The organism is Mesorhizobium sp. P160927 (assembly GCF_057766385.1).
Genome location: NZ_JBYMDW010000001.1, coordinates 2,292,283 through 2,306,566, shown reverse-complemented (window position 1 = coordinate 2,306,566; position 14,284 = coordinate 2,292,283). Strand labels below are relative to the sequence as shown.

The following is a 14,284-nucleotide window of genomic DNA, read 5'->3' as shown; positions in this document are numbered from 1 at the left end:
GACGACCTTTCAAAGCTGCTGGAGTTGCGGAAGGGTGAGCGGGGTGACGGCGTAATCGCCGCTGCCGTCGAGACCCGTGACCTCGGCGATCGCGTCAACGCGGCGCGCGGGCCCTCTTCCGGCAATAAAGATGACCAAGTCGACGGCATCGGCGATCAGCCGGCGGGGAACGGTGACAACGGCTTCCTGGGCGAGCTGCTCAATACGATAGAGTGCGGAGCGTGCCGAATTGGCGTGAACCGTGGCAATGCCGCCGGGATGTCCGGTGTTCCATGCCTTCAGCATGTCGAGGGCTTCCGCGCCCCGCACTTCGCCGACGATGATGCGGTCGGGTCTAAGCCGCAGTGTCGAGCGCACGAGATCACCAAGCGTGACCGACCCCCGCCTCGTCCTCAAGGCAACACAGTCCTCGGCTGCGCATTGAAGCTCGCGGGTGTCCTCAATTAGGATCACCCGCTCATCGCATTCGGCGACTTCTGCCAACAGCGCATTCGCAAGCGTGGTCTTGCCCGACGACGTGCCGCCGGCGACCAGGATGTTACGCCGCTCACGGACCGCCTTCCTCAGCGCATCGGCCTGCAGCGGGAGGATGATGCGATCGGCGACATAGTTGGCCAGCGTGTAGAGTTTTGCTGCCGGCTTGCGGATGGCAAAGCATGGCGCCAAGACGATTGGCGGTAACAGGCCCTCGAAACGCTCGCCTGAGGGTAGCTCGGCACTGACGATTGGGTTGTCCGCATGCGCCTCGGCGCGCACGTGAGAGGCAACGAGGCGGACGATGCGTTCGGCCTCGGAAGGATGCATATGCACGCCGGTATCGACCCGGCCTTCTCCCAACCGGTCGAGCCGCAGCGCGCCATCGGGGTTGACCATCACCTCGATGACGGTCGGATCGGCAAGGGCCTCGGTGATCGCGGGGCCCATGGCTGTGCGCAGCATGGCGCGGCGGCGGTGGTCGGCTGCGGGATGAGAGCTCATCCTTCGCCTCCATTGCCATTGCCGTTGCCAAGCAAGCGCTTCCCGGAGGCGATCTGGCGACCGACCTGCTCGACGAATTTGTCAAAGCGCTCTTGGGCAATCGCCTGTGTCGCCCGATCCGGGACCGGCGTGTGGGCATGAAGCGTAATCGAAAAGCGTATGAAGAGCGCCAGGCTCTCCAGGATCACCTCGACATCGGTTCGGATATGGTCGAGGTCGCGGGAATGACGGTCGAGCCGCCTGCCGTAGCGCTGGTCGAGTTCGTTCTCGCCACGCCGCTCGATGAAGGCCTCGACCGCTTTCGCGACGATCGCCGATTTTGTGGTCGACGGGTTGCGACTGAGGGTTTCCAGCTTCGCGCTTAACGCGGGTTCGAGCAGAAACTGGTGGCGAATGCGATGGGGCTTCATGGGGCTCGTTCCGACTGGCCGGCGCTGATGCGCCGGCGGCGGCAACGAACATCGTCGAGATCCGCAAAATCGCTTATGGGCGTTATCTACGCCGAGATACGCCTGAGCTGCGGAAGCGCTTAGAAGCCGGGGATGATGTCCTTGTCGTCGCCCCTTCCCTCGTTGATACCGTAGGCGCTAGACGCGGTGGAAACCCGGTCCATGACGCGCTTGTCGGCGAGTGCCTCGGCGTCATCGTCCGCCAGATTGAAGAGGTCGTCTTGATCTGGCTCCTGAGAGACGACGACGTGTTCTTCAGGCAGGCCTGGATGACGCTGCTGTTGCACGCCGCCCTCTTCTTCGATTGCCGCGCTGGCGGTTTCGGCATCGGCAGCGAGACGGCGGTCAACACTGCGGACCTGTCCGCTCCAACCGTCCGGGCGCGACGCAGGACAATCCGCGTAAAGACCGTCCCGCAGCACCGGCGCTGGCAGCACCCGTTCGGTGAAATTCGGATCCTGGTAATAGCGCAACTTCTGGGCGCGGATCGGCGGCAACCCGGAAACAAGGATTAATTCGTCAGCTTGCGGCAACTGCATCACTTCGCCAGGCGTCAGCAGCGGGCGAGCAGTCTCCTGGCGACTGACCATGACGTGCGAAAGCCAGGGAGCCAGCCGGTGGCCGGCGTAGTTGCGCATGGACCTGAGTTCCGTCGCCGTACCGAGCGCATCCGATATGCGTTTGGCCGTGCGCTCGTCGTTGGAGGAAAAGGCAATGCGCACATGGCAATTGTCGAGAATGGCGTTGTTCTCGCCATAGGCTTTGGAGATCTGGTTCAAGGATTGCGCGATCAGATAGGCGCGGATGCCGTAACCCGCCATGAAGGCGAGCGCGGTCTCGAAGAAGTCGAGGCGACCAAGAGCCGGAAATTCGTCTAGCATCATGAGCAGTTGGTACTTGCGGCTTTTCTTCGGGTCACCTTCCAGCCGCTCCGTCAGTCGCCTGCCGATCTGATTGAGCACCAGTCGCACCAGTGGCTTGGTGCGCGAAATATCCGATGGCGGCACCACTAGATAGAGCGACATCGGTCGTTCCGCATCCATGAGGTCGGCAATGCGCCAGTCGCAGGCCGATGTTGCCGAGGCAACCGTCGGATCACGATAGAGCCCGAGAAACGACATTGCGGTCGAGAGAACGCCAGAACGCTCGTTCTCTGACTTGTTCAGCACCTCGCGAGCCGCCGAGGCCACGACGGGATGGACCCGAGGTGTGTCCGCCGTGCCGAGGTGGTTGGTGGTCATCATCCGCAGCAGTGTCGCGGTAAACGAGCGTTGCGGATCCGACAGGAAAGTGGCGACGCGCGCGAGCGTCTTTTGTTCTTCCGCGTAGAGCACGTGCAAGATGGCCCCGACCAAGAGTGAATGACTAGTCTTCTCCCAATGATTCCGCCGCTCCAGCGCGCCTTCCGGATCGACGAGAATGTCCGCGATGTTCTGAACGTCGCGGACCTCATCTGAACCCCTGCGCACTTCCAGCAGCGGGTTATAGCGCGCCGTTCTCGAGTCGGTCGGATTGAACAGGAGGCAGAAAGAGAACTTCGACCGCCAGCCGGAAGTCAGCTGCCAGTTCTCGCCTTTGATGTCGTGAATGACGGCCGAGCCGGTCCAGGAAAGAAGCGTTGGAACGACCAATCCCACGCCCTTGCCCGAACGTGTCGGCGCAAAGGCCATGACATGTTCCGGCCCGTCATGTCGCAGATAGTGATCCTTCAGTTTGCCAAGGAAAACGCCGGCCGGCTCAAACAGGCCTGCCTTCTCGATTTCCCGAGCCGCGGCCCATCGTGAGGAACCGTAGGTGGTGACCAACCCCCTCTGCCGCGCGCGCCAGAGGGAGCCAGCTATTGCGGCCGCACACCCCAAGAATCCGCTGGCTCCGGCAAGCATGCCGGCCTTGTCGAAGACCTCAGGCGCATAGGCGTCGAAGTGAAACCACCATTCGAACAGTTTCCACGGCTTGTAGATCGGCCGGGCCGCCGCGGCAAACCATGGCGCGCCAAGCTGCGGCTGATAGTCCAGCATGTGGGCGCACCATTGCGTTGCCGCCCATACGCCAACGATGACGATGGCGAACACAACTACGATCTGGCCGACAAGGAGCTTCGTCGGTGTCACGGGCACAGCCTCCACTGTTTGGTAGTAGATGGAAGCAGCATGACGTGACGTTTCAGAATATCGAAGATACCCAATATACGCGCCCGTGCGATGCAGTGAACGTTGCAGGCTTGGAAGACTGGGGCGCCAAGAAGTGTCATCGCGAAGGGCGACGAGCGAATGACTTGTATGGGCCGGGAGCGGACCGACTGGTTTCGGCCAGCAAAAGCTGTAAGGAGCCTTAAAACGGCGCCTTCGATGCTAAACTGAAAGCCAAGAAATCGTACAGTATGGCCGCGATTTCATTGATCAGCAGTCTGCACGTCGATTTTGAGGAGTAGCCGCTTCTCTGGGCCTGCCCCAGGCACGATTTACCATTTCGTGAACCCGACGCCACCGTCGTAGGTAGCTGGCAGGTACAATGTGCCTAGGCTCATTCGACCACAAGCCCACGAATGCCCAAAGCAAGCGAACACGATACGCTCCAGAGTAGCGTTGTAGTGGTCTACATCATACAAATTTGATTTGCTGTTCAATGCTATGATTGGGTTTGCCCAAGCCCCCGTCTCCTTCCGGGAATGACGCAGCTGAACTCAGCGTCCGAGATCAAGTGCATTCACGGCTCCACTCTGGAAGTGGCGCCGTTTCTGATCCGATCTCAAAGCAGGATCTGGATGGCTCGCAGGTTTCCGGCCGCCTTGTTGGACTGCGTGCCCTATTTCTGAGGTCGAAGCCCGATCACCGCGATCGATTCGTTTACGCGACTTTCGCTCAAGGCCTCTGAGAGTTGCAACGATACGACCATCCGGCAGCATCAAAGTCGGATAAACCTTGTTGCCGGTGATCTCGTTTCTCTGTTCTCAGGCGGTCTGGACAGCACCATTGCTACGTTCCGCCTCGTCGAGGACAGCGCCCGCCCGATCCTGGTAGCCGAAACTATCGACGAGATGCCAGCGCCTCGCCAAAGCTTTTTTGTCCGGTGCGTCGTCGGCGCATTTCGAGTGGATTGCCGGGGGCGTTGACACTTGTTCTCGCCGCAAGGCTGCTCAACCGCTAAGGGCAATTAAATTCACGCCCGTCGTCTCGCACATCTCTATCGATATCAGGGCGTGAAAGTAACGATGTTTCTCGAAATCAAGGAGATTAGCCAAGCGGACGGCAATTTTTGATGCAAAGGCCTGTGCTGAGTGGCAAGGTGCCCTGGGGATATAGGGGAGGCGGGAGCCTGATGTACGCAAGTATGAGCCAGAAGCTGGCCAGCTATGGCCAGTGGACATACCGTGGCGCGTGGGCACTGGAGATCATCGCTTCAATCATTGGCCTTGCCACCGGCCTTGTATTGGGCGTCCAGGCCTTCGAAGCAAGTCAATCTGCGACTGCGATGGACCTCATTCTGGCCAGCGCGCCGTTCTTCATCGTCTCGATCGCAGAGCTTACGAAGATTCCGATCGCGACCCTCTTGTACAGCGCCTCCTGGGTCTGGAAGCCTTTTATCCTGGTGTTTCTCCTGCTTCTGGCCGGTATCACTTTTGAGACGGTCTTGCTGGGCTTGGAGCGCGCCGGCACCCTTCGTGAACTGCAATATGAGGAGCTGGCCGATGGGATCGACTCGCTCAACAGAGAGAGCGCGAAGCTGGCTGCCTCGGATCAGGCAGCTCAGCAGACTGATCAGGTCGCGAAGGCAAGAGCGGATCTGGAAGAGGTGAGTGCGCTTGCCGACAAGGCTCGTAAGGAAATCCAGGACCGTATCACCGACGTCGACACCGAACTCCAGGCTGCCACCGTATTGACGCCCCAGGCGGCCAGAGCACGGGAACAAGTCCACGAGAGCGAGCAGAGGCGAGCGGACTTGGTCGCCGAGCGCGACGGCAAAGTTAAGCAGGCTGTGGGGGAGTTTGAAGGGCAAAGGGACAGTTTTGTCCAGCGGATCAAAGACGCGCGAGAAGCCGGCGACGCTGCGTCCGTGAAGCACTGGGAAGACGAAATCGGAAAACTTGCCAATCCTCGCGCCAAGATGGAGGCGAAATACGAAGCGCAAATCCTCGCCATAGATCAAGAGATCGCGGCGGCCCGAACAGAGTTCGACCGCCTTAGGTCTGAAAGCCCTGAGATGACTACCGACCAGAAACAGGTGCTTCAGAACCGCCGAAGTGACCTCGAAAAGTCAGTGGACGCCACCTCCGCCGATTGGGAGCAGCGTCTCAATCAGGCGCGGAGTACGTTGGCTTCCGCCCAATCAGCGGAGGCCTCCCAGGACAAGGTATTGGCTGCAAATCAGGCGCGGCGCGACGAAATAGCGACCCAGTTGAATGGACTCGAAAAAAAGCGCATCCCGCTTGCTCGCACAGACCAGATCAGACGCATCGCGGCTCGCTGGTATGGCGAAAAGCCGGAAGAAGTAAGCGAGGCTCAAGCAGGAAAGGTTGCGGCAATCTGGTTCGGCTCGCTCGCCGTAATTGCCGGATTGGCTGGTCCGATCACTGCCATGGTGGCGCTCGGCTTACAGAGAATAGCAGCACAGGCCGAAGACCGCTCCGAGAGCCGACTGTCGAGACTGATTAGACGGATGCTAATAAGATGGCGCTGGCGCCGAGTTCGCACCGTCAAGGTCCCTTTTGAAGTGGTTGTCGACAGGGAGGTCGAGAAACGGGTTGAGGTTCCTGTCGAAAAGGTCGTGAAAGAAATCTTCTATGTGCCGGTTTTGACCGACGATCCGGATGCTCTTCGAAAGGCGCTGAACGAGGATTTGCCGGCCGAGGTCGCCGATCTCGTCAAGGTGTCTGCAAAGGGTGGTCGCAAACGTGCTGATCCGGCATAACACGGCGCTCCTTGAGCGAGCTGTCGATCTGGTCGTCAAACAGGCGGCCATCCCGACGCTGCAGGCTGAGGCCGCGGCGCATGACAAGATAGCCCGAGCAAACGCCTTCAGGAGGATGATGACGGGCGGTGCGATCGCTGTCGCCGCTGTTGGTATGGGTTACGGGGCGGCGCTGTTCTTCGGACGAGACCACAGACTTCCACCTGTCATAGACACGACGCAAACCGAAAAACGCGACGACAGGATACCAACAACGGAGACAGTACCCCAGGACAGTAAGACGGAGCGCACGGAAGCGCCTGCCCCCGAAGTGACTCCCAAACCGGAGACGACAACCCCGACCCCTCCAAAACCGCCTGACGTCGTAACTGCGGATTTCAACAAGTTCCTCACTCGAGAAATCGACTGGCAGGGTTCGCATTGGTCCTTGGTTTCTGGCCATCATTTCAATGACGAACACGATACGACTTGGGACCGTGCCTGGTGCTACACACGCCGGCTCGTCAATGGCGTCGACGTCAACGTGGACCTGGTGAACCGAGCCTCTCCAACGGCGAAGCCTCAAGCGCCGGTTTCTCCCGCGATGACTCTCGCATCCATCGGCCTGAATGACGCATCCGCTCTGGAGCTTGGATCGAAATGCGTATGGCTCGACAAAGGCACCTTCAGCGCTGGTGACTATGAGGCTCCCGCTGGCCGAGCCGAGATGGCGAATAAACTCGTTGCCCAGGATGGCTGGGACGCGATGGGTTTCGACCTTCCGAGTATGCCTCTGTGGAACGTATCATTCGACCAATGTCAAACGCAATGCGAGGACGACAATCGTTGCGCAGCTATCACATATGACAAAAAGCATTCTGCATGTTTCATGAAGGGTGACGCGGCGGTTTTGGTGAAGGATCCAGATGCCACAATGGCCGCGAAGCAGGCGGTTGCGGGTAAGCTCCAATACTCCAGTCTCGTTTTCTATAAGAACACCGTTGTGGTGGGTGACTCCTATTCGAACGTCCCTAGCGCATATGCCGATTGTGTCATGGCATGTGCCGCGGATCAGAAGTGCTTGGGCTTCAATTTCGACGCCCCGAACAAGATGTGTTCGCTGCTGGATCAGGTAAACTCGCTTTCCTTGTTCAAGGGGGTGGCTTCGGGGAGCAAGGCTGCTGGGAATTGATGATCATCGAGCTTGGGCGACCACAGCCTGCGCGCAGGCGCAGCTCTTTGGCTTGTGCGGGCGGGGTAGCAGCTACCTCTTGGGGAGTGAGGGTGTGGACAAATACCGATACGATAATCGGTCCGACCAATGGCGCAAACGGAGAGGCGCGCAACGACGGCGTGCACGCCTATTGGCCGGCATTCCGAAACGCCTCGTATTCGTGACGGTGGCGGCGATGGCCGCCTACGCGACGCAGTTCGTCGTGCAGCACAGTGAAGGCGCCGCCGACCTCAACCTGTCTCATTGGATTGAACGTTCGCCGGCGCCTATCGCCGGGGTAGCTTCCGTCATCGATGGCGATACGATCGAGATCCACGGACAACGCATCCGCTTTAATGGTATCGATGCGCCTGAATCCGCCCAGCAGTGCGACGACGGCAAGGGCTTTCGATATCAGTGCGGCACCAAATCTGCTGCTGCCCTTGATACGTTCCTCACACTCTCCAGGCCCACGCATTGCACGTTCGTTTCGTGGGACAGGTACGGCCGCTATGTAGGCGACTGCCACCGCGCGGACGGCAAGAGCGTGGCCGGCTGGCTGGTCGAGAATGGCCTAGCCCTGGATTGGCCCAAATACAGCCACGGGGCCTTTGCGGAGCAGCAGGCGAAGGCCGAGGCGGCGAAGGTTGGCGTGTGGGTTGGCGCGTTTCAAGCGCCCTGGGATTGGCGCGCAGAGCATGCCGAGGGCGTTAAGCCATCCAGCCGTCAGCCGCTCGGCATCATCAGCCGCCCTCAGGTCGCGCAGAGCTATTCCTGCCAGCCGCGCCGAACCTGCTCGCAGATCAGCTCCTGCGATGAAGCGAACTGGTATTTGGCCAACTGCCCCTGGGGCGGCAAGCTCGACCGCGACAAGGATGGCATTCCGTGCGAGAGCCTATGCTGAGATATGTGTAGGTTCGCCGACGAAGAGCACACGAGAGTTTGGGCATCATTGAGCCTACGGCCGCCCCCGGCATATGTTTTTTGAATAAAGCCATCCTTCGATATTCAAACTCTGAATTTGAAGTATAATGGCTTGGGTGGAGATTTTCGGCCAAGTGGGGCTGCACGGCGCAGAGCAGTTTACAATCGGGATTCCGCAGAACTTTCGCAGTTTTGTGGATGGCGCATTAGTTCGTGTCCAAGCTCAATATCCATCCCTTCGCTTTGTCGTGTCGGCTGATGGGATCGACGTGGCTTGCATCTCTTCGAGTGATTTGGACGACGTGCGCAAAAGCGTGCTCCATGCCGTTTACCGAGAGAAGATCTACGTTGAGACACTGCCGCTTCGGCAAGCCTTGATCGAAGCGGTGACTGCGAAATGACCGTATGGCCACTCAAGTTTCGTCAGCGCGGCGACGGCGAATTTCTCCTAACCGACGATGCCGGCGGGTTCTTCCTCAGCGCTCAGTCATTTCTCGAACGATATATCGGCAACACCCTATCGTCGGCCGATCAGACTTTTCTCCGTGAAAATGGGCATTCGTTCGAACGAGAAGGCGACCCCGACTGGACGGCATTTGCCTACCGATGGGCTCGACGCCAATCCAAGCAGCAGGAACTTTCGTACGTTATCCTCGTGCCGACGCTGCGCTGCAATCTGACGTGCGGCTATTGTCAGGTTTCCCGAGCGCCGGAAACAGCACGCGGTTTCGACTGGAGCGATGAGACGCTGAACGCTTCCCTGAGCTTTATCGGAGCGATGAAGGGGCCACGGATTAAAGTCGAGTTTCAAGGCGGTGAACCTCTGCTGCGCGTTGATCTACTTGAACGGATACGGTCATTCACCCGGGCGAGGTTTCCGGGCAGCCAGTTTGTGGTCTGCACAAATCTCCAACGCCTGGGCGATCGAGAATGGGCCTTCGTTGAACAAGCCGATACTTTCGTCAGCACGTCGCTCGACGGCGATCGAGATACCCATCAGCGTCAGCGCACCCATGACGATCCGACAACCGATACGTTCTTCAAAAACCTCGCCGACGCCGTGCGTCGTCTTGGACCGGGTAAGGTATCCGCGCTTCCGACGATCGACGTTGATGCGTCGCCCAATTTCGAGGAGCTCGTCGGCAATTTCGAGCGCTATGGTATGCAATCGATCTATCTCAGGCCGATAAATCACCAAGGGTTTGCGCGCCGCCGAAGAAGCGACCCGCATTCGATAGAAAAGTGGAATACGCTGCATTCCAGCTTCATCGACTACCTGATTGATCGCAACCACCGCACTGGTCGTTACATCGAGGAATATTATTTCAGCCAGTGCCTGAGGAGATTTCTCAGATCGGGGGCTGACGATCATGTCGACCTCCGCAATCCCAACTTCTTCGCTTCGGACTACATAGTCATTGATCACGACGGGCAGCTTTACCCGACGGACGAAGCAAGGATGCTTTCGCGCATAGGGCGCGTCGACCTGTCGATCGGCACAGTGACGGCCGGCATCGACCGCGCCAAGATCCAGTTGCTCAACCATGCCTCGATGAACAACTTCGACCCCGACTGCATTCACTGCGTCTATCAGCCCTTCTGCGGGACAGACGTTGTCGACGATCTGTCAAGGGACGGGCGAATTGACTTGGTCCGCACCGATACCTGGTTCTGCCAACGACACATGCACCTTTTCGACAAGGTTGTAGAGGTTATCAGTCGGCGGGACAAAGCCGCGGTTCGCTCGGTTGCGAAATGGGCCCGTGTGCCATCTTGGGGGGATCACATGATCCCGGTGCATACATGATCCCGCTCCGCCTCAAGATCGAGACTGACGCTGTCGACCCATATGTGGTTCGGCTGCGGTCGTGCGAAGGAACGGCTGAGCCACTGGCCGACGTCAGCTCCCTGGACGCAACATTGGAGACCGCAGACGGTGAAAAGTCGGTCTTCACGGGGGCGGCAGGCAGCCTTCACTTGTTCGGGATCGACCCATCCGAGGTGGACGGTGATGTTGTGTTTGTCGTGCCATTTCGGAAAGCGGCATATCGGCTAATTCGGGCGAACTCTCGCCACAACACGCTTTTGATAACCGAACGCTGCGACCAACTATGCGTGATGTGCTCGCAGCCGCCGAAAAAGCAGCACGTCGACATGTTTCCGTTTCTCGAGACGGCCGTGCTTCTGGCGCCGCAGAATTCAACGATTGGCCTGTCAGGCGGAGAGCCGACGCTTTTCAAATCGGAGCTGTTCGAATTCTTGCGAAAGACGATGGAGCAGCGGCGTGACATCAACTTTCACCTCCTGACCAACGCGCAGCATTTTAAACGCGATGATCTCGCCAGGCTCCGTGATTTGGATTTAAGTCGCGTACTTTGGGGGATACCCGTTTACTCCGGCGACAGCGCGATCCACGATCATGTCGTCGGCAAGCCTGGCGCCTTCGATCAGGTCAGGAACAACCTTTCCATCCTTTGCGAGGCTGGGGCAAAAATCGAGTTGCGAACCGTACTCATGAAGCCCAACGCACCCGGCCTGTTGGACCTGGCCAGGTTCGTGACGGTTGCCCTGCCATTCATCGACAAATGGGCAATCATGCAGCTCGAAAATATCGGCTATGCCCGCAAGGACTGGGATTCTCTGTTCTTCGATAGTTCCCTGGGCTTCGACTTGGTGAGCAAGGCGCTGGACTTATCGATCAGCCGTGGCATCGACACCAAACTCTACAATTTCCCGCTGTGCACCGTCCCTGCTGACTATCGCGCATTCGCACCATCCACGATTTCGGATTGGAAACGGGCTTATGTTGAGGATTGCGTCGATTGCAGTCTTCGCAACGAGTGCGGCGGCTTCTTCGAATGGCATCCGAAAGTGCACGGATATGGAAGGTTTGGTGTCGCATGAAAAAGCGGTTCTTCGCGATCCCATCCTTGATCGCTGCTGGGTTTATACCGATCGAAAGCGTCGCAATGCCGCTCGCGCCAACTGGTGATGGCGGCAAGACAAAATCGCTTTTTGATATCTTCAAACTGGATCACAAATACACGTTAGCAGGCCATAGCTCGCACAGCAGCCATAGCTCGCACAGCAGCCACCGATCTTCATCCGGAGGCACTTACTATCCTCCGCCGGCAGATTCAGCACCCGTCTATCAGGCACCCGCGCCTGCCTATCAACCGCCCGTAGCGACGCCGACGCCGGCTCCTCTTGCGACGCTTCCTGGAAATACCGACAGGTTCAAAGAGATCGTTTTCCAGGTTCAATTCGCCATGCTTGCGTTCGGCTACTACAATGGGGAGTTGAACGGAACGATGAGCCCCGAAATGAGGGCCGGCCTATTGAGATTGCAGTCGGACTATAATCTCAAGGTCACAGGTACGATCACCCCGGAAACGTTGACTGCGTTAGGGATCGTGGCCAACTGAGGACTTTCCGAGCGCTGCGTTCTGGCGTGGAACTCCCGCAGCGTCGCGACGCGTATGCTCGAAAGTGACCAGCAGAGCCCCTCCCAACTTGTCCCTTCTGGCGCAGGTTGAGCGATGCCCGCTTTCAGGAAAGCCGCACTTCGCCAGGAACGGCCGAGATTGGGCGGTGAGTTCAACTTGTCATCGCAACACCCTCTGCAACCTATCGGCCGGGGTCTCGAAGTCCAGGGTTTTTCGAGGTCGCTGATTAAGCTTCCGAGCGACGGCGTCGAGTTGATCCTGCGAGACGAGGGATAGGTTGGTGGTTCTTGGGAAGTACTGTCTGAGCAGGCCGTTGGTGTTCTCGTTGCTGCCGCGCTGCCAGGGACTGCGCGGATCGCAGAAGTAGACCTGTAGATCGGTTGCGACGGTGAAGCTCTTGTGACGAGCCATCTCCTTGCCTTGGTCCCAGGTCAACGAGCGCCGCAACTCCTCGGGCAATGAGCCGATCTTCTGCGCGAGAGCGGCCACCACGGTCGCCGAGTCCCTTCTCGCCAACTTCACAAGCATCGTGAACCGGCTGTGCCGTTGAACAGCTGAGCAATGGGTCCGCCTAAGAAAGATCTGAAGTTTTCGTTACCGCGGACGGCGCGCTGTCAAGCGCTCACCGATGTTTTCGACCACGATCGAGTGCCTGATGACAGTGCGGGGCGGATACTATGACACGCTCGGCCCGCTGCTTGCCAATGTCAGGCCCAGCACCCACGACAGAGATGCTTGAGCGACGGCTCGCCGTTAACGTTTTTTGTACTGTTATCTACGTTCGACCATATTCGTCGTCGAAGCGAACGATATCATCCTCGGCGAGATAATCGCCGCTCTGCACTTCAATGATAACCAGGTCAATTCTGCCTGGGTTTTCGAGCCGATGCTTATGGCCGCAGGGGATGTAAGTAGATTCGTTTGTCCCCAGGAACAACTCCTGCTCGCCATTGACGATTTTGGCGGAGCCGCTGACCACGACCCAGTGCTCCGAACGATGATAGTGCATCTGCAGGCTCAACTGGCGACCGGGCTTCACCTCGATGCGTTTGATCTTGAAGCGCTCGCCTTCCTCCAGAACCGTATAGGTACCCCAGGGCCGGTGTACCGTGCTATGGACCAGATGAGCTTCATGTCCCGAAGCCTTGAGGCCCTCGAAGAGCTTCTTAACGTCCTGAACGCGGTCGCGGGATGTGACAAGCAAAGCGTCCGGGGAATCCACGATCACCAGATCGCTTACGCCCACCGTGCCGATGACGCGCTTGTCGGAGCTCACATAGGTGCCGGTCGTGTCGACCATGTGCACATCGCCGCGTATCCTGTTCCCGCTTTCGTCGGGGGCGATCAAATCGGCCATTGCGTTCCAAGATCCGATGTCGTTCCAATCCATGTCGCAGGGAATCACGGCAAGTCTGTTAGTCTTCTCCATGACAGCGTGGTCGAGCGAGATTCGCGGCGCGGAACCGAAATGCTCAGGCGCGAGTTCGATTTTGGCAAAGCCTTGGCATTGACTGGCGCGGCCGTTCTCGTAGCTGTCGGCGACGGCCTGGAGCACCTCGGGACAATGCAAAGCCATCTCGTCGAGCATGGTTTGCGCACTGAAGCAGAAGATGCCGGCGTTCCAGAAGAAGCGTTGAGACGCGACATAGGCTTTGGCTGTATCCAGATCCGGTTTTTCAACGAAACGGACGACGTTCTCACCATCTGCTTCGATGTAGCCGAATGCTATGTCCGGTCTGGTTGGGGTGATGCCCAATGTGGCGATCCGCCCGAGCTTCGCATGTTCCATGGCCAGGCCCATGACGTCTAGAAACGCAGGCAGGTTGCCAATCAGGTGATCGGCCGGGAAGACGCACAGGATCGCGTCAGGGCCTTGCGTTGCCCTCGCATGGATCGCGGCTGCAGCCACGGCGGCGGCCGTATCCCGAGGTTCGGGCTCGAGCAGAAAGGTGCGTGGCAGGACCACGGAATCCAGTTCGTCAAATTCGTCCTTGGTCAGGAAGAGGTGTTCCCCGGATGTCACAGCGACGAGTTCCACGACACCTTCTATCGAAGCGACGCGCAGCACAGTGTGCTGAATGAGAGAATATCCATCCGCTACTTTGAGGAAAGGTTTGGGGTGCGATTGCCTTGAGGCGGGCCATAGCCGCGATCCGGCTCCGCCGCTGATGATCACGGGAATGACTTTCATAACCAACCTCAATCTCGTCTCTGGAGTGATCGCCCGCGTTGTTTCGAGCGTCAGCGTCACGATCGCCGTCGCTCTGGCTTGTCTGCGGCCGCGCGTAACAGCGAAGTTCTGGTGCGTTGCAGGCGGCGTCAGATGACGACGCTATCGGTAATGCACGACGCCTCCACTGATGCCTGTTGGTTGCCTCTGCCGAATT

Annotated in this window: 11 protein-coding genes and 1 pseudogene; 7 read left to right on the top strand and 5 right to left on the bottom strand. The window is 58.6% G+C overall.

The annotated features are described in order from the left end of the window. Positions 1 to 9: 9 nt before the first annotated feature. The 3 genes from trbB to AC3CB8_RS11190 form a co-directional block, all read right to left on the bottom strand. Positions 10 to 978, bottom strand: a complete 969-nt coding sequence (gene trbB / locus AC3CB8_RS11200; RefSeq protein WP_023753799.1) for a P-type conjugative transfer ATPase TrbB — start codon at positions 976 to 978, stop codon at positions 10 to 12. Then, a complete protein-coding gene (locus tag AC3CB8_RS11195) occupies positions 975 to 1,388 on the bottom strand; it encodes a hypothetical protein (protein ID WP_023753798.1) in 414 nt (137 codons plus the stop codon). Before AC3CB8_RS11195 ends, trbB begins: the two co-directional genes overlap by 4 nt. 119 nt (positions 1,389 to 1,507) lie before the next feature. Continuing rightward, complete coding sequence (locus AC3CB8_RS11190; RefSeq protein WP_352550363.1) at positions 1,508 to 3,538, bottom strand: conjugal transfer protein TraG; 2,031 nt, start codon at positions 3,536 to 3,538, stop codon at positions 1,508 to 1,510. Positions 3,539 to 4,757: 1,219 nt separating this feature from the next. Between AC3CB8_RS11190 and AC3CB8_RS11185 the strand changes: the two genes are divergently transcribed. From AC3CB8_RS11185 to hxsA, 7 genes are all read left to right on the top strand, one after another. Beyond that, the gene (locus AC3CB8_RS11185) at positions 4,758 to 6,335 is read left to right on the top strand and encodes a coiled-coil domain-containing protein (protein WP_352550370.1); all 1,578 of its coding nucleotides are present in this window, start codon (positions 4,758 to 4,760) and stop codon (positions 6,333 to 6,335) included. After that, entirely contained in the window at positions 6,307 to 7,506 is a 1,200-nt protein-coding gene (locus AC3CB8_RS11180) for a PAN domain-containing protein (RefSeq protein ID WP_352676615.1), read from the top strand. The genes AC3CB8_RS11185 and AC3CB8_RS11180 overlap by 29 nt, the downstream gene beginning before the upstream one ends. Positions 7,507 to 7,678: 172 nt before the next feature. After that, complete coding sequence (locus AC3CB8_RS11175) at positions 7,679 to 8,431, top strand: thermonuclease family protein (protein ID WP_352550372.1); 753 nt, start codon at positions 7,679 to 7,681, stop codon at positions 8,429 to 8,431. Between the two features lie 127 nt (positions 8,432 to 8,558). Further along, positions 8,559 to 8,852 carry a hypothetical protein gene (locus AC3CB8_RS11170; RefSeq protein ID WP_352550373.1) on the top strand — a complete coding sequence of 98 codons (294 nt, stop codon included), beginning with the start codon at positions 8,559 to 8,561 and terminating at the stop codon, positions 8,850 to 8,852. Next, complete coding sequence (gene hxsB, locus AC3CB8_RS11165) at positions 8,849 to 10,258, top strand: His-Xaa-Ser system radical SAM maturase HxsB (protein WP_352550374.1); 1,410 nt, start codon at positions 8,849 to 8,851, stop codon at positions 10,256 to 10,258. Before AC3CB8_RS11170 ends, hxsB begins: the two co-directional genes overlap by 4 nt. After that, on the top strand, positions 10,255 to 11,355 hold the full coding sequence (hxsC, locus tag AC3CB8_RS11160) for a His-Xaa-Ser system radical SAM maturase HxsC (RefSeq protein WP_352550375.1): 1,101 nt from the start codon (positions 10,255 to 10,257) through the stop codon (positions 11,353 to 11,355). Before hxsB ends, hxsC begins: the two co-directional genes overlap by 4 nt. Further along, entirely contained in the window at positions 11,352 to 11,876 is a 525-nt protein-coding gene (hxsA, locus tag AC3CB8_RS11155) for a His-Xaa-Ser repeat protein HxsA (RefSeq protein WP_352726712.1), read from the top strand. Before hxsC ends, hxsA begins: the two co-directional genes overlap by 4 nt. A 180-nt stretch (positions 11,877 to 12,056) precedes the next feature. Here the strand turns inward: hxsA and AC3CB8_RS11150 are convergent. Both AC3CB8_RS11150 and AC3CB8_RS11145 read right to left on the bottom strand, forming a co-directional pair. Continuing rightward, positions 12,057 to 12,449, bottom strand: a pseudogene (locus AC3CB8_RS11150) (IS30 family transposase); the annotation flags it as partial. A 223-nt stretch (positions 12,450 to 12,672) separates the two neighbouring features. Further along, on the bottom strand, positions 12,673 to 14,088 hold the full coding sequence (locus AC3CB8_RS11145; protein ID WP_352726730.1) for a mannose-1-phosphate guanylyltransferase/mannose-6-phosphate isomerase: 1,416 nt from the start codon (positions 14,086 to 14,088) through the stop codon (positions 12,673 to 12,675). Between the last annotated feature and the right edge of the window lie 196 nt (positions 14,089 to 14,284).